General features: G+C 61.3%; 18 protein-coding genes and 1 tRNA gene. 14 read left to right on the forward strand and 5 right to left on the reverse strand.

Translation table 11 applies throughout. From position 1 onward, the window contains the following. The 4 genes from MF134_RS20745 to MF134_RS20760 all read left to right on the forward strand — a co-directional run. Positions 1 to 293, forward strand: a 293-nt coding sequence (locus MF134_RS20745) for a hypothetical protein (RefSeq protein WP_255341328.1), incomplete at its 5' end; no start/stop codon positions are given. Between the two features lie 636 nt (positions 294 to 929). Continuing rightward, a complete protein-coding gene (locus MF134_RS20750) occupies positions 930 to 1,634 on the forward strand; it encodes a recombinase family protein (RefSeq protein ID WP_255341329.1) in 705 nt (234 codons plus the stop codon). Positions 1,635 to 2,288: 654 nt separating this feature from the next. Then, positions 2,289 to 3,359 carry a hypothetical protein gene (locus MF134_RS20755; RefSeq protein WP_255341330.1) on the forward strand — a complete coding sequence of 357 codons (1,071 nt, stop codon included), beginning with the start codon at positions 2,289 to 2,291 and terminating at the stop codon, positions 3,357 to 3,359. Further along, on the forward strand, positions 3,349 to 5,676 hold the full coding sequence (locus MF134_RS20760) for a hypothetical protein (RefSeq protein ID WP_255341331.1): 2,328 nt from the start codon (positions 3,349 to 3,351) through the stop codon (positions 5,674 to 5,676). The genes MF134_RS20755 and MF134_RS20760 overlap by 11 nt, the downstream gene beginning before the upstream one ends. A 257-nt stretch (positions 5,677 to 5,933) precedes the next feature. Here the strand turns inward: MF134_RS20760 and MF134_RS20765 are convergent, their stop codons facing one another. Then, positions 5,934 to 7,589, reverse strand: coding sequence for a site-specific integrase (locus tag MF134_RS20765; protein ID WP_255341332.1), 1,656 nt, complete (start codon positions 7,587 to 7,589; stop codon positions 5,934 to 5,936). A 66-nt stretch (positions 7,590 to 7,655) separates the two neighbouring features. Continuing rightward, positions 7,656 to 7,731, reverse strand: a tRNA-Ile gene (locus MF134_RS20770). A 524-nt stretch (positions 7,732 to 8,255) separates the two neighbouring features. Between MF134_RS20770 and MF134_RS20775 the strand changes: the two genes are divergently transcribed. Further along, positions 8,256 to 8,912, forward strand: coding sequence for an outer-membrane lipoprotein carrier protein LolA (locus tag MF134_RS20775; protein ID WP_369695445.1), 657 nt, complete (start codon positions 8,256 to 8,258; stop codon positions 8,910 to 8,912). Between the two features lie 63 nt (positions 8,913 to 8,975). Here the strand turns inward: MF134_RS20775 and MF134_RS20780 are convergent, their stop codons facing one another. Continuing rightward, on the reverse strand, positions 8,976 to 9,860 hold the full coding sequence (locus tag MF134_RS20780) for an alpha/beta fold hydrolase (protein WP_255341333.1): 885 nt from the start codon (positions 9,858 to 9,860) through the stop codon (positions 8,976 to 8,978). A 163-nt stretch (positions 9,861 to 10,023) separates the two neighbouring features. Here MF134_RS20780 and MF134_RS20785 point away from each other — a divergent pair, with 163 nt between their 5' ends. Both MF134_RS20785 and MF134_RS20790 read left to right on the forward strand, forming a co-directional pair. Then, positions 10,024 to 10,830, forward strand: a complete 807-nt coding sequence (locus MF134_RS20785) for an exodeoxyribonuclease III (protein ID WP_255341460.1) — start codon at positions 10,024 to 10,026, stop codon at positions 10,828 to 10,830. 96 nt (positions 10,831 to 10,926) lie between these two features. Next, positions 10,927 to 12,084 (forward strand): DUF2235 domain-containing protein, encoded by a 1,158-nt coding sequence (locus MF134_RS20790; protein WP_255341334.1) that lies wholly within the window; start codon positions 10,927 to 10,929, stop codon positions 12,082 to 12,084. A gap of 87 nt (positions 12,085 to 12,171) precedes the next feature. Here the strand turns inward: MF134_RS20790 and MF134_RS20795 are convergent, their stop codons facing one another. Beyond that, entirely contained in the window at positions 12,172 to 12,624 is a 453-nt protein-coding gene (locus tag MF134_RS20795) for a cyclic nucleotide-binding domain-containing protein (protein WP_255341335.1), read from the reverse strand. Positions 12,625 to 12,853: 229 nt separating this feature from the next. After that, on the reverse strand, positions 12,854 to 13,537 hold the full coding sequence (locus MF134_RS20800; protein ID WP_255341336.1) for a response regulator transcription factor: 684 nt from the start codon (positions 13,535 to 13,537) through the stop codon (positions 12,854 to 12,856). A 211-nt stretch (positions 13,538 to 13,748) separates the two neighbouring features. Here MF134_RS20800 and MF134_RS20805 point away from each other — a divergent pair, with 211 nt between their 5' ends. From MF134_RS20805 to rpiB, 7 genes are all read left to right on the forward strand, one after another. Beyond that, entirely contained in the window at positions 13,749 to 14,198 is a 450-nt protein-coding gene (locus MF134_RS20805; RefSeq protein WP_255341337.1) for a L,D-transpeptidase family protein, read from the forward strand. 176 nt (positions 14,199 to 14,374) lie between these two features. Continuing rightward, complete coding sequence (locus tag MF134_RS20810) at positions 14,375 to 16,690, forward strand: FdhF/YdeP family oxidoreductase (protein ID WP_255341338.1); 2,316 nt, start codon at positions 14,375 to 14,377, stop codon at positions 16,688 to 16,690. 290 nt (positions 16,691 to 16,980) lie between these two features. Beyond that, entirely contained in the window at positions 16,981 to 17,736 is a 756-nt protein-coding gene (locus MF134_RS20815; protein WP_255341339.1) for a FadR/GntR family transcriptional regulator, read from the forward strand. A 23-nt stretch (positions 17,737 to 17,759) separates the two neighbouring features. Beyond that, positions 17,760 to 18,761 carry a TRAP transporter substrate-binding protein gene (locus MF134_RS20820; RefSeq protein ID WP_255341340.1) on the forward strand — a complete coding sequence of 334 codons (1,002 nt, stop codon included), beginning with the start codon at positions 17,760 to 17,762 and terminating at the stop codon, positions 18,759 to 18,761. Positions 18,762 to 18,820: 59 nt separating this feature from the next. Then, a complete protein-coding gene (locus MF134_RS20825; RefSeq protein ID WP_255341341.1) occupies positions 18,821 to 19,288 on the forward strand; it encodes a TRAP transporter small permease in 468 nt (155 codons plus the stop codon). Between the two features lie 364 nt (positions 19,289 to 19,652). Then, the gene (locus MF134_RS20830; protein WP_255341342.1) at positions 19,653 to 20,927 is read left to right on the forward strand and encodes a TRAP transporter large permease; all 1,275 of its coding nucleotides are present in this window, start codon (positions 19,653 to 19,655) and stop codon (positions 20,925 to 20,927) included. Positions 20,928 to 20,951: 24 nt separating this feature from the next. Next, complete coding sequence (gene rpiB, locus MF134_RS20835) at positions 20,952 to 21,398, forward strand: ribose 5-phosphate isomerase B (RefSeq protein ID WP_255341343.1); 447 nt, start codon at positions 20,952 to 20,954, stop codon at positions 21,396 to 21,398. The last annotated feature ends 33 nt before the right edge of the window (positions 21,399 to 21,431 follow it).

Genomic DNA, 21,431 nt, shown 5'->3' on the forward strand with positions numbered 1-21,431 from the left:
GTCTTTCTGAGCAACCTAAGTGTTTAGCAAGTTCTGCAGGCAGTGTAAGTTTTGATAATTCCATACAGTCCACCCGTAATAAAGAAAATTGCAAAAATTTGTGCGGGGGTATCTTACATGCAATTGGCGCCAATGTCCCCCATGGGGTCTGGAAATCGCATATCGCGAAAAAACCTAGTACAGTTTATCCTGTTTCACCCCCAATAACATTCCAATACGCAGCATTAGAGGGCCGGGTAACCCTTGAGATTTTGCGCAATCATGCGGTCGCATCTGTCTACCGCCATGTCTAAGCGCTGGTAATCGCTCAGCCGTACGCCGATAGCGACGAAGAGCGGATAGATCTAATCAGTTCAAATTAAAGGGATAATCGCGCTCAGGCTCGTCTGCCACCTATTAGGAATAAGGCGGTGGCTCTACAAGATTTCTCAATGTGTCGACGAGTGATGTTTTCACATACGATCTTAATTACGAGCGGCTTATCCCAGATCTCGGGTGCGATGCATCTGTGTCTTGGATAAGGCGGTGGATACAGATAAACTCATGAATCTCTGAGTGATATAGAAGATATGATACAGAATATATAATACTTGTATATATACGGATACTGATACTGATTGTATGCGGATATATGATAAGAAATAGATAGCAACGGTGTAACATAATCACCAGTGCGATTTCATAACATTAGCTACACGGAGATATTGCATAGGGTCGTATATCATGGCTAGTGCAGGACCATGAGCAATAGGCATGATCTGTAGCGAGATAGCTTTGTGTGGCTCTGGCCGTTCTTTCTGATAGCGATCGAAAGCGCGGAGCTGGAGGCAATACTCAAGGCAGGTGGATCAGAAGTGCCATCTATCGGAGTTTACAAATTGCCAAACGAACGTTATGCCATTTGTGAACTCGCAGGAGCATGTGGTCCCATGGCAAGCGAAGCAGCTATCCCGGCAAGTCGGTATGTTACCTATCTCAGAGTCTCTACGACGAAGCAGGGCGGGAGCGGGCTCGGTATCGAAGCTCAGAGAGAAGCTGTTGAACGGTATCTTCGGACCTGCGGTACGGATGTTCGTCCACTAGCCGAGTACGTCGAAATCGAGAGCGGTAAAAAAGCTGATCGTCCGAAGCTGAGGCAGGCAATCGAACATGCACAGCTTGCAGGTGCGCGGCTAGTGATCGCTAAGCTCGACCGGCTTTCGCGAAACGTCCACTTCCTGTCCGGCTTGAAAGATGCGGGCGTCGACTTCGTTGCGGCAGACATGCCCGACGCAAACAAGTTGACGGTGCATATCTTGGCTGCAGTGGCGGAACACGAGAGAGAGATGATCTCGGAACGTACGAAGGCCGCGTTGCAGGCTGCGAAGGCGAGGGGAAAGGTGCTTGGCAATCCGAAAGGAGCTGAACACCTCAAGGGACGAGGGAATGCAGAAGCTGTGCAGGCGATTGTGAAGGGCGCAGACCTCAAAGCTGAGCGCATGCGTAGCACAGTGGAGCGTCTGCAGGCGTCAGGCACGACCACTGCTCAAGGTATCGCTGCTGCGCTAAATGCTCAGGGCATTCTCTCGCCAAGGGGCGGTCTCTGGTCGGCCACGACGGTTCAGCGCTTGCGGGGTCGCCTCGGAATGGCCTGAGATGGGTCGCCAGCGCCCATAGCGGCTCTCTGAGGGGCGGTGTGACCTCATTCGGTATGGTTGGCTGAAAACGCCAGACGCTTGCCACAATCGCTCTATTGGCAGCATCAATTGCGTAGTCAGCTTGCGGACGGGCTGAATGCTGACCTCCGAGTGTCGCCAGCGGCTGCAGTCGGCCGATACTGGACTCTGGACGGGCGGCTTCGGAACGTACGCATTCGATAGCTGACGTTCCTCTCATGGCTGAATTGGCAGCACTCCCCTAAGTTCTTGTGGTTCGTTTCAGCTGTCTGCGACTGCGTCCAGAGCCATGGGCTACAAGATATTAGCTTGATGAGCTACGACCTCCGGCATTGCGACCCGAGAAGCTTGTCGCAATAGCCAAGTGGGACCGCTACGTTCGAGGCCTGCCTACTATTGTAGAAACCCTGGCAGACGCCTGATGCCGATGGTTTCGCGCTATAGGTTTGAAGGCTGCTGCTAGTCTTGCAGGGCATGCATGATATTGCCCTCAGGATCAATTGCGATTTTGAATTCAGCCCGTCATCTTGAAGCTCATGCTCAGTCCGCAATGCAAGAACGTGTGGGATCCTAATGATCGACTGGTCTCGCGGAGGATGGACAGGGAGCGTAAACCGCTGGGTGCGGCGGGAGGTGACCGAGCAGCTACGTGGGAACCCGGTTGCCCGCCGCGCCCGCTACGGGCTCGCTCATCGTGCGCTGCGTCGCCTTCTCGGCTCAAGCACCTTTGGGCGGCTCGTAATCGCGTACATGGCTGTAAACGTCGCGATGGTCACGGCCGAGGCGCTCAGCGCTTGGCTTGTCCCGACCTGGTTGCCTGCCTGGAGTGCCTCCGGCTCGGCGCCGGCGACCGACATCAAAGCTCTGGTGCTGAACGTATCGAGCTATCTGCTCGGCGCGCAGATCGGGCTGCTGGGAGTCATCTCGCTATCGCTGGCGCTCGTGACATTGATCGCCCAACGCGAGGGATCCTCGACTGACGTTCAGGTCTACTATCACGAGTCCTTCTCGTTCGAACTCGTCGCGAGCTGCGTTGCCTTGGCGGCGGTGTTGTGCGCCCAGCTCCTCTGGCCTTTGCAGTTCTTCCTTCACCGCCTCGGGCTCGGCACCGAGCTCCAGTTCTTCAAGCTTTGCTTGTTGGGTCTCCACCTTGCCTGGTTGCTGGTAAACCTCGCGGCGGTGGCCTATTTCATCGCCACCACGTTTCGGTTCGTTCAGCAGTCTGCTCGCGAGACTCTTCGCGAACGCTACACCGCCAACGTTGTACTGCCGCGCGATCTGACACAGCGGCTGCGCGAGCAACTCTATGGGCTCGCGACGAAGGAGCTCATCGGCGACGACGAGGAGGATCGGGGGCGCCCTACCGCAACCTTCGGCTTCGACTTCGGGGCGCCTTGGACCGTCGAGGTCGAGACGTTCTTCGATCGGCCGGCGGTGCTCCACGACGTCAGGATGACGTGGGTGCGCTGGGTGCTGCAGCGCTGGTCCGCCCGGTGCGTCACAGCGGCCGCTCAGCAACCCACCTCGGCGTCGCACGGCCTTGGCCGCCATGGACCCTCGATTTGGTTCACGCCACAAATAGGTGGGGTACTACGGGGAAACGTTAGCTGGTGCCGAAGGCACGAAGGGGTTCCCCTGACTGCCCTGGAGAAGTTCGTTTTGCGTCGCGCTTTCATCTTCAGGAGCAGCCGTGATGAAGAATGAGCTCCCCAGGCCCGAGGAAATCCTTGAAGAATTGGCCGATAAGGCAGCTGCGCAGATCGAGCGCCTCGCCCCGGTCGCCTTCGACGGCGCATTCCGCGAGATGACCCGATATCATCGCTTCTTGCTGGCGCTAGGAGCCTCGCGCGACCCGAGCGGTGCTGCTTTCAACTTCGCCGAAATCGCGGGGTACGCGTGGCACGCGCCACACAAGGAGTGGATTAGGCAATACCGTCGTTTGTTCGAGCGTGCCGCCGACAGGCTCGTTGACGACAGTCATTTCGTTCGATCCCTCGCCTACGTTCCCGGCCGACTGATGCCAGGATCCGGAGACCCCGAGCTGTCGCCAAACGTGGTGCGCGCGATCTTGGGCCTCGGTCCGTTGCTCGTCGGCCGGCTCGAGGCCTGGGTGACGAAGCGCACCACGGTCGAGACCCATCAGGGGCAGGCCGCAGAGCCCCGGCTGGCGCTCGCGGGGTCTGACGCGAAGGCGTACGAGAACCTTCTTCCCGACATCGTAGGGGCGTGGGAAAGCCTACTCCGCTACCCGTCGTCAATGTACGGTTGGCGCGAGCGTGGCGAGCAGACAGACGTCGAGCGCTGGGCGGCATTCGGATCCAGCTGGCCCTTCCTGTGGCAGCACCTGACAAACACGGCCTACTGCCTTGCCTTGGCTGTTTGGAATGAGGACGAGGCGGGTGCCGCCCTGTTCCGCGAGGCGCTGGTGCGGTGGGCACATGCAATTGACCCTCGCTTGGACGATCGAGCCGAGCTGCGGCACCGGCGTCTGCTCTTTCCAAGCATCCTCGACTTGAACTGGCCGGAGGCTAGCGCAAAGGCCGCGCCGCTCGGCTACGATTACATGCCGCCGCCGAACCCGGACCAGCTATTCTCAAGCGTAGCCCGGGGTGCACACGACGACACGGTGTTGCTGACGGCAGCGCTGCTGCTGTTCTGGACCATCAACGAAAAGCAGGTTTCTGACATCGGTGCACGCACTGCACGGGCGCTCCTCAGTCGGGAGGCGAGCGACGACCATCATCGCCATGCGGGCCGACGACTGCTGAGCTTCCGTTCGCTTTTCCTTGACATGCTGCGCCTCGAGATGGCGGGGGAGCGGTACAGCCAAGGCTCCTATACAGCCGACCTCGACAACTCCGTCGCATTGCTCGATAACATGACAGAGCGTCGCGTGGTGCCAGGGCGAGTGTTCACGCCCTCCACGCTGCACGGCCGCGACGGCCTCCTGTCGTCTGATCTTGTGATCCTGCTGGCGCACGTTCCGTACGAGGGTGACGACGGTCTAAAGGAGCGGATCACCGCACTCGCGCACGAAGAGGAGGTGTTGCCTGAAGGCGATGGGTCGCTGCGAGACATCCTCCACCAGCTCGGGCGGTTTCAGTCGACGTTGGAGCAGCCGTTTTCCGCGCTTGATCGCGGCGTTCAGCTTCTTTCGCCAGACTGCGATGCTGAGCAGGCGAAGGCTCGACTGCTGGTGATCGTCAACGAGGTCTCGAACGTGATCGAGGAGAAGCGGCGGCACCGACTTCAGATACGTCCTGCCGATCCTGCGAAGCTGGAGCGTTTTCGCTCGGCGATAGAAGAAGCGCTGCTGACCTCGGAAGTGGAAGCGCCCTTTTTCCGCGGTGTGGTGGTCGGTCGGGGCGCCGAAGGCGACGGCGCCGAGTGGCGTGACCTGACTTTCTCGGGAATCGGTAAGGCACAGCTTACCGAGCCGCCGATGGAGTCGCTGAGCTCCCACTTCGAGGAGATGCTGGTTTCCGGCTCCCGCGAGATGGCGGGTAGGCACGCCTGGGCTGCGTTCCGCCAGCGCCCGCGCACCAAGGTGACAGTCGCGGGTCGGGCGGAAGAGGAGGCATTCTGGCGCGATTTGCGTCCCCTCGTCCAGAAAGTCGGTCCCGAGCCCGCGCTCGTCGTCTCGCACCACCCCGAGGGCCGGGCGTTGCGACGGTTTCTCTATGCGCCGGCTGCAGATCGCCCGGAACTTGCGATCGAGCAGCGTCCTCGCGCGGTCAGAGGGGAGTCCTATATCGCCACGATTGAGGGCGTCGACGTGTTCGGCGCAGACCTCCCACCAGGTGAGGCATGGCTGTTCTCCGCAACGTCGCTTCGCGAGGTGCGATACGCCAAGACAACACCTCCTGATCGCTACGCCGAGCTGACGTTTGAGCTGGGCGAAGATATGAAAGGCACGCTTCGTGTCCGGGTGCGTCAGGCGCTGAAATGGGCGGACACCCCGACGTTCGAACTCAATGCACCTGATCCGACGGCCGAAGGCGGAATAGAAGATCCAGTATAGACTCTGCCCCCACCATACCGGGCGTTACGGTATCCAGAGCTACGTAGAGCAGCATCATATCTCAGGTTAGTCCCGTTGTGGCTTCGTAGCGACCGCTCTTGAGAGATGAACGAGGCGTCCCGAACGACCGAGATGGGCGCATTCCAGCCGCCAAGCTGAACTGAGCGGGTTTGGCGAACCCTTTAGCGCTCAGAAGCTCGCCAGAAGGCAGATCGGCAGTGTGCCGTAAGAAGGGATGCTTAGCGCCCTAACGCCTCTCACTGGCGCTCTATGGCTTGCTGAGAGGCATCGAAGCCAAAGCGCAGCTCCTCCAGCGCCCGCGATAGCTGCGGGAGGGTATATCCCGCCTTCATGTAGTGCTGATGTGTCACACCCTGCTGGGCATGGCCGACAATGGCTTTGATGATTGGGTCGGCTACGTCGGCCTGTGCGAGCGCTGTAATGACCGTATGCCTGAAGCTGTGGAATACGAGGCCCGGACGCTTGATCTGCAGCTCGACTAAAAAGCGGTCGTTGAACCAGCGTCCTAACGTTCGGCCCCATCCGTTCTTCGGGCAGTAGGTGAACTCGTCGAATAGCTTTGTGTGGCCGTCCTGTCTAAGCTTCTGTACATGCTCGATGAAGCCGAGCCGTATCAATGCCGAATGGACAGGAACGAGCCGCTTCGCAGCCTGCGTCTTGAGGTGCGTTCCATCCCCAAGATCGTTGATGTCGAAGTACCATCGGCCATCCGCATCCTGCTTGATGTCATCGAGGTAAATCTGCGCGATCTCATTCAGACGAGCGCCAGTATAAAGGCCGATGAGCGGTCCCCACTTCTGGTAGGGCTTCCGAGGGGAGCTGTAATGGCCAGTTTCGACGGCCGTCAGGATGGTCCGTACCTGATCGGCAGTGAACGCCTCCCTGTCGCCTGTACTCTGTTTCCTGTTCATCCGCACTGCAGAGCCGGCGAACAGTTCCACATCGTGATGGCCGTTGCCCTTCGCCCACTTGAAGAGGTCCGAGTACGTCTGCAGATACTTGTTGATCGTCGTTACGCTGATCTTGTCCGTATCTGAAACGGCCAGCGCCTCAGAGAGCGACTTGTTGCGTGTCTGAGGATTCTTGTTGCGGTTCTTCGGGTAGGAAAGCAGCACGTTCTTAACTCGTGCCGCGTCCTGTGTGGTGAGCTGCCGGGTATCTGTATTGGACCCGAGTATCTCGAAAAGCAGGCGGAAGTGGTCGGCCCTCTCGATCGTCGTCTTCTCCGACCATGCCTTCGCTCGTAAGCGTTCCTCCGTATGGCTTTTTACCAGTTCAGAAAGAGGAATCGAGACGGCATCGGCTTCCGTCGCGCCTGACAAGGCATTCGTATTCGCTGGCTCGTCATACGCGTATGTTTCGAGCCGTTGATCGTAAGCCAGGATGTTTTTGCAGTAGTCTCTATAGGCTCGGCTGAACTCCGCTCGCAGCGTTCCGTACGCCGGAGAATCTTTCGTAACTGGCAGCTCGTACTTCTCGATAAAGCTGCTGAGGTGCACGTCGTCATCTTGTCCGGGAATAAGGGGATAGTCGTTGAGCACTGCGTGTGTTGCAAAACTCACTCCGGCTTCACCGGCTGATTTCTCCGAGGCCGTAAGCCGGCCGTGCTCGTTCATATGCCTCTGCCGTTTCCGTAGCAGTTCTTGGAAATGGCGGGTGAGGACGCCTCTGATTTCGCTGTAGTTCATGCTCTGCACTGCTGGCCGACTCAACACCGTCTCTCCACTACAGCTAAGCGCACGCGCCAGTTTCACGGCCAGCGTCGCATTGCTCGTCTGCAACGACAGTTTGACCGTACTTGCTTTCTGCTCTGGATGCAGCCGCCATGGGATCGGGAATCGTAGATAGTAGATGCCGTGTCGCGAGAGCGTGAGATAGCTCGGATTATGCATTACGATGTCTCACCGGAATGTCTCACCGATGAAAACCGTACGCAAGTTCTTGATCTTACAGGCGTTTGGTGGGCCCGGAGGGACTCGAACCCCCAACCAAGCGGTTATGAGCCGCCGGCTCTAACCATTGAGCTACAGGCCCGCCCGTGCAGGATTCGTTCTGCTTCCGTCTTTGACGCCGAGCGACCGCCCGAGGGTTGGTCGCAGAGGTTTCGACGGCATACGCCCTGCAAGCGAACCGATAGCGAGTTCCGGCTGAAAGTGCCAGACCAAAACGACGGACGAGCTCGATTCGGATGGGCGGAGGATGTGCGCTGAACTCGCGGTTCGGGCGATCTGGCAATTCGACGCGTCCTTCGTGTCGGTTCCGGCGCTTGGAGCCGGTCCGTTGCGTGTCGCGGGCGCAAGGGAGCGTTTCCGCCCATGGCGGCCGGTCAAACAATTGGGAGACGGGCGGCCGTCATGGATCGGCCCCATTGCAGCCTCAGAAAACCTTTCCAACATATGCTGGTAGGGCACCCTCATCCATCAGAGTGATGGGTGCGAATTGCAGATCGCTTTCGAGCACGCGACGGCATGACGTCGCCGTCCAGAAGGCGCAAGAAGAAGCGAGCTCGCCAGCGCGAAGACGAAGGGCGAACTTCGAAGAGAGGAAGCCTCCAGACGATGGCAGAATTCCAGAGATTTTTTGGCCGCGCTCGCAAGGGCGTGGTGCGGTGGAGCATCGGAGCCGTTGCGGCCGTGATGCTCGTTCCCCTGGCGGTGTCGGGCGCGAGCGCCCAGGGCAGTGGCGCGGCGCAGCGCATTGCCGACCATTTCGCCGGGATCCCGTCGATGCATGGCGATTTCATCCAGTTCGATCCGAATGGTCGCCAGTCGGAAGGCAAGTTCTACATCGAGCGCCCCGGCAAGGTGCGCTTCGATTATGCGAACGCGCCCCTGCGGGTGATCGCCGACGGATCGACGGTCGCGATCAACAACAAGAAGCTCAACACGTGGGATACCTATCCGCTGTCGAAGACGCCGATGAAGCTTCTCCTCGACCGGCGGATCGATCTGTCCTCGGCGAATATCCGCAGCGTGAAGGAAGAGCCGGATCTGACGACGATCGTCATGGGCGACCGATCGGTGTTCGGCTCGTCCTACATCACCATGATGTTCGATCCTCAGTCCTATGACCTGAAGCAGTGGACCATCCGCGATCAGCAGGGCAAGGAGACGACGGTGATGATCTACAACGTCAAGACGGGCGGGAACATCCAGGATTCCGCCTTCAAGATCCCCTATACGGCGATCAGCCAAGGCCAGACCGGCAACCGCTGAGGGCCGTCGCGGCCATTTTGAAGAAGCAAGGAGACCGGGCTGCGTGAGCGGGCCGGTCTTCGTTTATCGGCTGAAGAACTCCAGGAGCGCAGCCTGCGTCTCCTTCGGCGCTTCCTCGACGACGAAGTGACCGGAGGGCAGGGCGGCGCCTTCGACCGTCACGCACCATGGACGCCACAGGTCCAGCGGGGCCGTTCCCGAACTTGGAATGCCGGCATTGCCCCAGAGCGCCAGGACGGGAGGCGCGATCTTGTGTCCGGCCGCCCTGTCCTCCCGGTCCAACTGCCAGTCGATGGTGGCGCCGGCGCGATAGTCATTGCAGGCGCCGTGGACATTTTCAGGCTGTCCAAAGCTCTGGCGGTATTCGTCCAGCGCGGCTGGCGCGAAAGCGGAGAGGGACCCGGCTTTCGTCCAACTCTTGATCGTATGTTCCAGATAGTAGATGGGGTCGGCGGCGATCAGCCTCTCCGGCAGCGGGAAGGGCTGGGCCAGAAACGGCCAGTGGTAGGTCTTCATCGCCGCGCCCGCGTCCATCCGTTCCCAGACGTCGGCCACCGGCACGATGTCGAGGACGGCCAGGCGGCTGATCGTTTCCGGGTGGTCGAGCGCCATCCGGTAGGCGACCCGGCCGCCCCTGTCATGGCCCGCGACGGCGAAGCTCTCGTGCCCGAGCGCTGCCATGACGGCAACCATGTCCCGTCCCATCTGGCGCTTGGAATAGATGTGATTGTGCGGGTCGTTCTCGGGCTTCGAAGATCGGCCATAGCCCCGCAGATCCGGGATCACCAGGGTGAAGCGTTCGGCGAGGGCCGGGGCGATCCCGGCCCACATGGCCCCGGTCTGGGGATATCCGTGAAGAAGCAGGAGCGGCGGCCCGTTGCCGCCGATACGGCACAAGATCTCTGCTCCCTCGCCGTTGAGGACGCTTTCGCGAAAACCCTCGAACATCGGCATCCCTCTCTTGGTGTCCCCTGTCGGACGAAGATACGGCCGGGCGACCCGGCGGCAAGTCGAAGTGGAAAAACGGGGCGTCAGCCTTGCCGTGCTGGATCGGTGGCCTTATGCGCTGGTGTTTCCCGCCCGAACGCGAACCTTTCCCGATCCGTCATCCATGCCCTTTTCCGTCGCCACCTGGAACATCAACTCCGTGCGCCTGCGCTGCGGTCTCGTCGAACGCCTGCTTCAGGAATGGCGTCCGGACGTCCTGTGCCTGCAGGAGACCAAGTGCCCCAATGACCAGTTCCCGGAAAAGGCCTTTCGCGCCGCCGGTTACGAGCACATCGCGCTGCATGGCCAGAAGGGCTATCACGGCGTGGCGACGCTCTCGAAACTGCCGTTCGAGGATATCGTCCGGCAGGATTTCTGCGCTGTCGGCGATGCGCGGCATCTTTCGACGCGGATCGCGGTTGGTGATCGGAAGATCCGGATTCACAACCTCTACGTTCCGGCCGGCGGCGACGAGCCGAACCCCGAGATCAATCCGAAATTCCGCCACAAGCTCGATTTCGTCGAGGAGCTTCGGCGCACCGACGCCGAGGGCGAGTCCGGCGTCTCGGCGCTGCTCCTGGGGGATCTCAACATCGCGCCGCTCGAGACCGACGTCTGGTCCCACAAGCAGCTCCTGAAGGTCGTCTCTCACACGCCCGTCGAATGCGAAGGCCTGACGCTCGCGATGCAGGATGGGCGCTGGACCGACATGATGCGGCTCCATTATCCGCCGGAGGAGGTGCTGTTCACCTGGTGGAGCTATCGCGCCAAGGACTGGGCAGCCTCCAACCGCGGGCGGCGCCTCGATCACATCTGGGGATCGTCCGACCTCGCACCGCAGCTTGCGAACGTGGAGATTCTGACCGAGGCGCGCGGCTGGGAGCGACCCTCCGATCATGTGCCGGTGATTGCACGGTTCGACCTGAACTGACCAGCGATCACGCATCTTTTGGTTGAAGAGCGAGGCGGCCTTCCGTAACGTTGCCTATCCGATCGCCATAATGGTGGGCGAGGGAGGAGGCTCTCGATGCGTGGTCCCCATCGGCTTGTCGTCTGTTTCGACGGCACCTGGAACAATGCGGATACCAGCGGCGAGGAGGCGACCAATGTCGAGCGCATCGCCCGCGCCGTCAAAGGCGACAGCGGGACGACGCCGCAGGTCACGCTGTATCTGCGCGGTGTCGGGTCCACGGGACACCGGCTGCAGCAGATCGTTGACGGCGCGACGGGAAACGGCGTCGACGACAATATCCGCTCAGCCTACCAGTTTCTGGCCCAAAACTATCTGCCGGCCCGATTCGACATTGAAGGGAACCGTATTGAGGCCGACGAGATCTTTCTGTTCGGCTTTTCGCGGGGGGCCTTTTCGGCGCGTTCGCTTGCCGGCTTCATCTCCAGTTCGGGCCTGTTGAAGCGTCAGCAGCTTCACCGGCTTGGAGACGCCTGGGACTACTACCGGCGCGAAGGGGAGCGGACCCCGCAGAGTTTTTGCGACATCTACGATGCCGACTGCCACAAGGACATCACGATCCAGTTTGTCGGGGTGTGGGATACGGTCGGCGCCCTCGGCATTCCCACTTCCGTGGTCAACCTGCCGCTCCTCAACGCGGAGCATCAATTCCACGACACCACCCCCTCGCGGATCGTGAAACATGCCTATCACGCCGTGGCAATCGATGAGCACCGCGACGAATTCGTCCCGACACTCTGGACCGGAGAAGTCCCGGATGGCGCCGTTATCGAGCAGGTCTGGTTTGCCGGGGCGCATTCGGATATCGGCGGCGGATATCGCCATCGAGGGTTGGCAAATGTCCCGCTCCACTGGATGGCCGAAAAAGCAAAGTGCTGCGGGCTTGAGCTCGACTGGCATCTGTTGAACCAAGATGTGCCGGATGCCACGGGGCCGCAGCACGAATCCCGTGTGTCCTTCGGCTGGAAGGACCGGGTTACGCCAACGATCCGCCAGATCAAGCAGACTTCATTCGAAACGAGCTTCCTGGAGGAAGCGTATTGGCCGAAGGACAAGTCCGGCAACCGCCTCAAGCCGATCAACGAGTGCATTCACCCGAACGCCCTTGAGCGCTGGGGCAGGACGGTCGAGTTGATCCTCGACGAGGATCCGTTGAAGCAGGGTGATATCGTCTATGAGCCCAAGAATCTCGGCGCCGCTCGGGCTTCGGTTTGACGCGCTCTCATCCATCCTGCGTGCTGATGGCAGCGGCCCCGATGTGTAGCGCGCCTACCTGAGGTGCTCAGAACTCTTCGCTGCAGTTCAACTGAAACGCTGTTCCATCGCCGAAATATCGGCCAGCATCGCGTCGAGCTCGTCGCGCAGGCGCCCCTGAAGGTTTGCCGCGAATTCCGGATATTCTTCCAGCATGCGGCGAAACAGGCTTCGCGAAATGCGGATCAGATCGCAGTCGGTCTCGGTCCGGGCGCTCGCCGGGCGGATCGTCTCGGTGATCAGGCAGAGTTCGCCGAGCAGGGTGCCCGGGCCGTGATGGGCGACGATCTTGGCCGCTTCGCCGCGGCCGCGGAGCAGCGCCACCTGCCCGGAAACGATGACGAAACCCGCATCCGCCCGTGCGCTTTCACGGAACACGAACTCGCCGGCGCGCAGCCTCCGGTGTTCGGCGCCGAAGGCGAGGAGGCGGAGCTGGTCGTTTTCGAGATCGTCGAAGAGTTGGACCTGCCGCAGGATCGCGATATCGCTCTCAAGGCTCATCTCTTCGGCGTACCGTTGTTCGTTGCCTCAAGGCGAGAATCGCCCGGGAGTTTGGCCGTCAGGCGCCGATCGTCAGCCACCATGGAGGGCAGATGACGTGACACGCGCGAATATCGTGCGACGATAGCGCTTCTACAGTGTCTAAAAAATGGTCAATGAAGTGTAAACGGCGCGGAGGAAAATCGCCATGGCGCGCCCGCAACCCGGCGCGCCATGGCGAAGCGCCGGGTCAGGGCATCAGCTTGTAGCCGCCGGATTCGGTGACGAGGAGCCGCGCATTGGATGGATCGGGCTCGATCTTCTGGCGAAGACGATAGACGTGGGTTTCCAGCGTGTGCGTCGTCACGCCGGAATTGTAGCCCCAAACCTCTTCGAGGAGGATATCGCGGGTGATCACCTTGCGATCGGCACGGTAGAGATAACGGATGATCGCCGTCTCCTTCTCCGTCAGCCGGATCTTGCCGCCCTTTTCGTCGATCAGCACCTTCTGGCTCGGCTTGAAGACGTAAGGACCGACCTGGAAGGTGGCGTCCTCGCTCTGCTCGTGCTGGCGCAATTGCGCCCGGATGCGGGCGAGCAGGACGGCGAAGCGGAACGGCTTGGTGACATAGTCGTTCGCGCCGGCTTCAAGGCCGAGGATCGTATCGGAATCGGTGTCCTGCGCCGTCAATATGATGATCGGCGCCTTGAACCCGCCCTTGCGAAGAACCTTCACGGCTTCGCGGCCATCCATGTCGGGCAGGCCGACATCCATGACCACCAGATCGATCAACCCGCCGCGCGCCGTGGCGATGCCTTTGGCGGCTGTCGGCTCCTGAAGGACGTTGAACTCTTCGTGCAGAGACAATTGCTCGGCAAGGGTCTCCCGCAGATCGTCGTCATCGTCGACAATGAGTATGCTTCGTGCGCTCATCCTGACTCGCGGCTCGGCTTCCCGTTCTTGGCCGCCGATCGCCCCATGTCGGCACCAATGGATTGTAACATAGGGATTTCGGCGATAGGACAACACCAGTTCGGATTTGCAATGATTTTTCTCGCCGTTGCGTAAGTCGATTGACACGATCACCGTTCGCCGGGCTCCGGGTTGTCCGCAGCGCGGTATATTGGCGGTCGGCCCCTTGCGAATGCGCTGTGCCCTCGGACGGAGCGGAACCTCCTGCGTGAAGCGCGAGGGCGACGGTGCAACGCCCGTCGGGCATATGGCCATCCTTGAGATGTGGTATCGCCGCGGCCGTTTGCCACGGCCCAAAAGTCCTCTTGTGCCGCGCCCTGTCCAGGCCGGGCGAGACGGCTGGTGCGACGCGCCACGCCATCCCGCCTATAACCGTCATGTCGCTCTGCCCTTTCCGGCCAGCGCCGAGAGCCTGGCGCGCGAGGATCGGCTCTACGATGTCATCGTCGTTCTGGACTGGAACTACCGGACGCGTGTGCGGGGCCGGGGCAGCGCGATCTTCCTGCATGTGGCCAAGCCTGGATATCCGCCGACCGAAGGCTGCGTCGCCGTCTCGCCCGCCGACATGCGTCGGCTGGCCCCGTATCTGTCCAGGCGCAGTCGGATCGCCGTGATCAGATAGGCTGCCTGCGCGAAATCGACCTTCGGGGCACGCCGTGATGTTCCGCGCCGACGCTTGCCGGACCTCAGTCGATTCAAGGTGGTGCAACCCCTTGGCCCCCAGCGAGTTCACTTCTCGAACCCTTCCAATTTTCCGCCATCCGCAAGGAAGGCGGTTGCAGTTTTGGGGAACGAGAGATGGATCGCAGCGAAATCACCGACAATCCGAAGATCGAGCCCTATGACGAGCCGACGGGCGGCTGGGGTTCCGTCAAGTCGCTGGTCGCGAAGTCCACTCAGGAGGGACTTCTGGCCTCCAGCGTGTGGTCGACATTGGGGGATCAGAACAAGGCCGACGGATATCAGTGCGTTTCCTGTTCCTGGGCAAAGCCTGCCGACCCCAAGCCATTCGAATATTGCGAGAACGGCGCCAAGGCGACCATGTGGGAGATCACTCCTAAGCGCTGCGATCGGGACTTCTTCGCCCGCCATACGGTCACCGAGCTTCTCGAATGGACCGACCATGACCTGGAGAAGCAGGGCCGGCTGACGACGCCGATGAAATACGATCGCAGCCTTGACCAGTATGTTCCGGTCAAATGGGAGGAGGCGTTCCGCGAGATCGGCGAGGAGCTGAACGCCCTCGATCCGAAATCGGTTGTCTTCTACGTCTCGGGTCGCGCCTCGCTCGAAGCCTCGCACATGTGGCAGCTCTTCGCCCGGATCTACGGCTCGAACAACCTGCCCGATTCCTCGAACATGTGCCACGAGTCGACGTCGGTCGGCCTGCCGGAATCGATCGGCTCGCCGGTCGGAACCGTCACGCTCGAAGACTTCGACGCCTGTGACATGATGTTCTTCTTCGGCCACAACACCGGCACCAACGCACCCCGCCTTTTGCATTGGGTGCAGGAGGCGCGCAAGCGCGGCGCGCCGGTCATCACCTTCAACCCGATCCTCGAACGTGGCCTGATGCGGTTCAAGAGCCCTCAGAACCCGTTGGAAATGCTGACGCCCGACCAGGGCACGAAGATGTCGAGCGACTACTACCAGGTGCGGGGCGGCGGCGACATCGCTGCCATGACCGGCATCGCCAAGGCGGTCTTCGCACTCGACGACGCGGCTCGGGAAAACGGCGGAAAACGCGTTCTCGACACGGATTTCATCGCCGAGCACGGACACGGCTTCGAAGCCTTCGAGGCCTTCGTGCGAGCCGCGGAATGGCATGAGATCGAGCGCTGTTCGGGCCTGTCGCGCGACGAACTCGAACATGTCGGCCGGGTCTATTCCAAGGCCGAGCGCGTGATCGGCAATTACGGCATGGGGCTGACCCAGCACCGCCACGGCATCGAGAACGTTCAGATGCTCTGCAATCTGCTGCTCATGCGCGGCATGATGGGCAAGAAGGGTGCTGGCATCTCGCCCATCCGTGGCCACTCCAACGTGCAGGGCCAGCGCACGGTGGGAATCACCGAGAAGCTCGACCTGATCCCGCACGAGAAGTTCGAGGAGTTCTACGGCTTCACGGTGCCCAAGGAGAAAGGGCTCGACACGGTCGAGGCCTGCCAGGGTGTGATCGACGGCTCGGTAAAGGGCTTCGTCTGCCTCGGCGGCAATTTCTCCCGCGCTGCGCCGGAGACGGAGATGATGGAAGAGGCGTGGCGGAAGATGCGCCTCAACGTCCAGATCTCGACGAAGCTCAATCGCAACCATTTGCTGGCCTGCGAAAAGACCTACATCCTGCCGTGTCTCGGCCGGATCGAGAAGCATATCGAGAACGGCGTCGCTCAGACCGTTTCGGTGGAGGATTCGACGGCCTGTGTCCATGCCTCCTACGGCAACCGGGAGCCGGCCTCTCGGGAACTGCTGTCGGAGCCGAAGATCACCGCCGAACTCGCCAAGGCGACCGTCGCCGGCAAATCCACCGTGCCCTGGGATGAATGGGTTGCCGACTACTCCAAGGTGCGCGACGCGATCGAGCGCGCCTATCCGGCCGACTTCAAGGATTTCAACAAGCGGATGGGGACGCCCGGCGGCTTCCATCGTGATATCGGCGCCTCCCGGCGCGAGTGGCGCACCGACACGGGCAAGGCGAATTTCCTCGTACCCGAGAGTTTCGACGTCGATCCCGACATCGATACGTCGGCGCAGGACGTGTTGAAGCTGATTACCGTGCGCTCGAACGACCAGTTCAATACGACCGTCTACGGTTACGACGACCGGCTGCGCGGCGTGCATGGCACGCGCATGGTGATACTGATGAATGAAGAGGACATGCGCCGGCTGGGGCTCACTAATGACGATCGCGTCGATCTGGAAACCCACGCCGATGACGGCGTCCACCGCCGCGTCGAGAACTACCGGGTTCACGCATGGCAGCTGCCGAAGGGCAATTGCGCCGGCTACTATCCCGAGCTCAACGCCCTCGTGCCGCTCTGGCACCATTCCCGCCGTGCCCACGTGCCGGCGGCGAAGTCCGTCCCGGTGAGGATCATCAAGCGGCCGGTGACATGATCGTCGCCACGGACCCTTCGTATTGATGGCCTCCCGTCTCGGCTTCTTCATTGCCGGGTGAGACGCGGCTGCGTCTCACGGCCGCTTCAGGCTTCAGCCAACGTCCCACTGCCTCGGCGCTTTGCCGATACGGTCGAGGCGAGTGCTGATCCTTGTAAATTGGTCATACCACTTGAACATATCATGCCGCACAGCAGCAAAGGTGTGGCCTTTTCCAACGAAAGCTGCTGTTCGGTTTGACAGGAGGCTAGTCTTGTGCTCGAAATTGGTCTGACCATTGGAAACCACGCATGAAGAAGCCAGAGAATTTCACGGAAACCGAGCCCACCCGCGGCACCGAGCGGGTGATGGCGTTTTTCCGTGACAGGATCCTGAGCGGCGAACTGAAGACCGGCGAGCGGCTGCCCTCCGAGCGCGAGCTGGCGGCGACCCTCAATGTCGGGCGGCCGCTCCTGCGGGAGGCCATGCGCTCGCTTGCCATGCTGGGTCTCGTCGATATCCGCCACGGCAGCGGGGCCTTCGTCGGCAAGGCCGATATTGCCGTCCTGACGGACTTCTTCACCTTTACGCTCGCCGGTGAGCAGAACGTGTCGGAAGACATCATGCAGGCGCGCATGGCGATCGAATGCCAGGCGATCCGGCTCGCCTGCGAGCGCGCCACCGACGCCGATCTCGATCGGATCGGCGCCTGTCTGACGGCGATCATCGACACGGTCGGCGACCCCAAGAAGGGTGGCGAAGCGGATTTCCGCTTCCACGCCGCCATCGTCCAGGCCAGCCATAGCCAGGCGCTGATCACGCTCTATCGCGCGATCTCAGAACTCCTGGTCAGAAGTCACGTGGAGCGCCGGCGGGTCACGTCCGGCATTTCCGAGATCGTCGACGATATCGTGGAATCGCACCGTCGTGTCTTCGTCTCGATCGTCGCCGGCAATGGCGACGAGGCGGATGCGCGACTGCGCGAGCACTTCGCGGTCGGCGACGAGATGCGCCGCAAGGGCATCATCGCTGCCTATTCGAGAGGTGGCACGACAAACCAAGCCTGAACCAGAAAAGGGAGGAGACCTTCATGTTCACATCCGTAACCGGCCGGGTCGCATCGGCCATGCTTGCCTTCGGCATGATGACGGCGCCACTGGCAGCCCAGGAACTGCGCTACGCCCATGTGGGCGCCGAGGGCGACATCCAGACGCGCTATGCGTCGGAAGCCGCCGAAGGGATCGAGCAGGCGACGAACGGCGATGTCACCGTCCAAGTGTTCCCGGCGAGCCAGCTCGGCGGCGTCGCCGAAATGGTCGATGGCGTGCGTCTCGGCTCGATCTCCATGGGCCATCACGACTTCGCCTCGCTCGCGCGCATCGTGCCGGAGGTTGCCGTCTTCAACGCGCCCTTCATCTACACGAGCGCCGATCAGGCGCTGGCCGCGACCGACCCGAACTCCTCACCCGCCGTCCAGGAGATCAATGAGCGCCTCGTCGAGGAAGGCGGCGTCCGGATCATCGGCCGCATCTATCGCGGCGCCCGCCACATTTCCTCGAACTTCCCTGTCAAGACACCGGCCGATCTCGCGGACAAGCCGTTCCGCGCTGTTCCGCTCGATCTCTGGGTCTCCATGGTGACGGGCTTCGGCGCGACGCCGACGCCGGTCGAGGTGTCGGAGTTGCCCACCGCCCTGATGACCGGCCTCGTCGTCGGTCAGGAAAACCCGCTGACCATGATCTCGGCCAACAAGCTCTACGAGGTGCAGTCGCATGTCGCGCTGACCGGTCACATGCATTCGGTGCTGGCGGTCTTCATCAACGAGAACGTCTGGCAGGGACTCAGCGAGGAACACCAGGCGGCGATCACCCAGGTGCTCGACGAGAAGGCCAAGGAGTCGCTGCAGTGGGCGAAGGATTCCGAACAGGATCTGATCGCGGAGCTGAAGGACGCCGGCATGACCGTCGTCACCGAGGAGGACGGGCTGGACATCCCCGCCTTCCGCGAAGCGGTGCTGGCCCAGATCAACGAGGACTTCCCCGAATTCGGCCCCTATATCGAGCAGATCGCAGAGGTCGAAGCCGCCGAATAATCGCTCTGAAATGACGAGGCGGGCGCGCTCGCGCCCGCTTCCTGCCTTCGGGGATCGTCATGATCATCGCCAAGCGCATCATCGAATATGTCAGCATCGTCCTTCTGGGGGCTCTGGTCTTCGTACCCTTCGCCCAGGTGGTGATGCGCGACGTATTCGTCGCACCGATCGTCGGCGCGGAGGAGTTCACCCGCTTCCTTCTGATCTGCGTCGTCTTCGTCGCCTATCCGCTCGTGGTGGAAGAAGGTGACAACATCGTCATGGGGGATCTGCGCAATTCACTGCCGCACGCCATTCGCAGGGCGCTCAATCTCCTCATCTCGATCGTCGCGATCGGGGTCTCGGGGTTGCTCGCCTATGTCGTGATCACGACCATCGGCGACAATCTGCGGAATGCGACACCGACCCTGAAGATTCCCTTCTGGCTGTTCCTCGGCTCGACCTTCTTCGGCTTCCTGGCCGCCACGGTGGTTCACATCATCCACCTGCGCAAACCGCCGCAGAAGAACAGCAGCGTGAGTTTGTGAGGGCCCAAGGCGTGCGACTGCGATGGAGCTTTTGCTCAGACTGAGGAGATTCGTCATCCTCGGGCCTGTCCCGAGGACCTACTGTCGGCATCGCCACAAAACCGTGTGTCATTGGTCTCGTAGAAAATGTTTCAACGGCAATAGATTCTCGGGACAGGCCCGAGAATGACGTCCTGGATGGATGTCCGGCACCCTATCAACGAGCGTTGACGCGCTCCACCCCACCCGTTCGCAGGAGGTCCTGACCGCTCCCAAGACCTCCTGAGACCGCAACTCTCATTCCTCATTCGGGCGCGGCCGATCGATCGCCGGGACATGAAACGTCCATGCGATCGCCACCGCCGCCCAACCGCCAAGGGTTCCCATGGGTCTCGCCCTGATCGTCGCCTTCCTCGTTCTCTTCATGGCAGGGTTTCCGGTCGTCTACGCCATTCTCCTGCCGGCGATCGGCTATGTGCTCCTGGAGGGCTTTCCGCTCGGGCTTCTCGCCCAGCGGATCACCTATGCGCTGGATTCCTTTCCTCTGGTGGCGGTGCCGATCTTCATCTTCGTCGGCAATCTCATGAACCTCGCCGGTGTGACCGATCGCATCTTCCGCTTCGCCGACACGCTGGTCGGGCGCGCGCCGGGCGGGCTGGCCCAGGTGAACATCTTTTCCTCGCTGATCTTCTCCGGCATGTCCGGTGCCGCCCTGGCGGATGTCGGCGGCCTCGGCAAGATCGAGATCGAGGCGATGCGCAAGCGCGGCTTCGACGCGCCGTTCTCGGCGGCGATCACGGCCTCCTCGGCGGTCGTCGGGCCGATCTTTCCGCCCTCGATCCCGCTCATCGTCTATGGCTCGGTCACGAGCGTGTCGATCATCCAGCTTCTCATTGCGGGCATTATCCCGGCGCTGATCTGCGTGGCGCTTCTGATGGCGACGGCGGCGATCCTGTCGCTCCGCCACGCCATGCCGCGGGCCGAGCGCTGGCCGACGCCGCGCGAGGTGATCCGAGATCTCCTGCCGGCGCTGCCTGCCATCCTGGCGCCGGTCCTGATGGTGGCTGGCATGATGCTCGGCCTGTTCACGCCGACGGAAGCCGCCGCCGTCACCGCCTTCTACGTGATCCTTATCTCGGGCCTCGTCTATCGTGAGCTGACATGGGCGCACCTGAAGGAGTCCATGCTCGCCACCGTGCGCGCCACCAGCGCGATCCTGATCATCGTCGCGGCGGCCGCGCTCTTCGGCTGGATCCTCGCCGTGGAGCAGGTGCCCCAGGATTTCGCCAAGCTGATCCTGCAGATCTCCACCGATCCGGTGATTCTGCTCCTGATCGCGAACCTCATCTTCTTCATCGCTGGCATGTTCCTCGATTCCACCACGGCGACGCTTCTCGTGGTGCCGGTGATCGCACCGCCCATGGTACTCGCCGGTGTCGACCCGGTTCATCTCGGTATCGTCGCGATCTTCAACCTGATGGTCGGGCTTCTGACACCGCCTATGGGTTTGTCGCTGTTCCTCGTCTCGTCGATCGCCGGCATCACGCTCCGCCAGCTCTTGCGCGCGCTCGCCCCGTTTTACATCCCCCTGCTACTGACGCTTGGAATCATCACCTTCGCCCCCGATCTCGTTCTCTGGCTGCCCAGTTTCCTGCGTTAGCCGCAATCACGAAAGGATAGTCTCATGCACATCGTCGTCGGTTCGGATCATGCCGGTTTTCCCATGAAGGCGGAAATTGTTCGTTGCATCGAAGAGCTGGGACACAAGGTGACGGATGTCGGCTCCCATGACGATCAGCCGGTCGACTTTCCCGACATCGCGCGCCTCGTGACTCGGGCCGTGACCTCCAAGGAGGCCGATCGCGGCATGATGGTCTGCGGCACCGGCGTCGGCGCTTCGATCGCGGCGAACAAGGTCCGGGGCATCCGCGCCGCCGTTTGCCACGACGTGCATTCGGCTCACCAATGCGTCGAGCATGACGATGTGAACATCATGTGCATCGGTGCGCAGATCGTCGGCCCTTGGCTGGCCCGCGATCTGGTGAAAGCCTTCCTAGAGGCCGAGTTCTCGACCAGCGAGGAGTTCCGCCGTCGCGTGGACAAGCTCGCCGATATGGACTCGGAGCGCTGACACCGACGATGGCGGGTCTGGCTATTGGCGAGG

It is taken from the genome of Jiella marina, from assembly GCF_024359545.1.
Classification (GTDB): domain Bacteria; phylum Pseudomonadota; class Alphaproteobacteria; order Rhizobiales; family Rhizobiaceae; genus Jiella.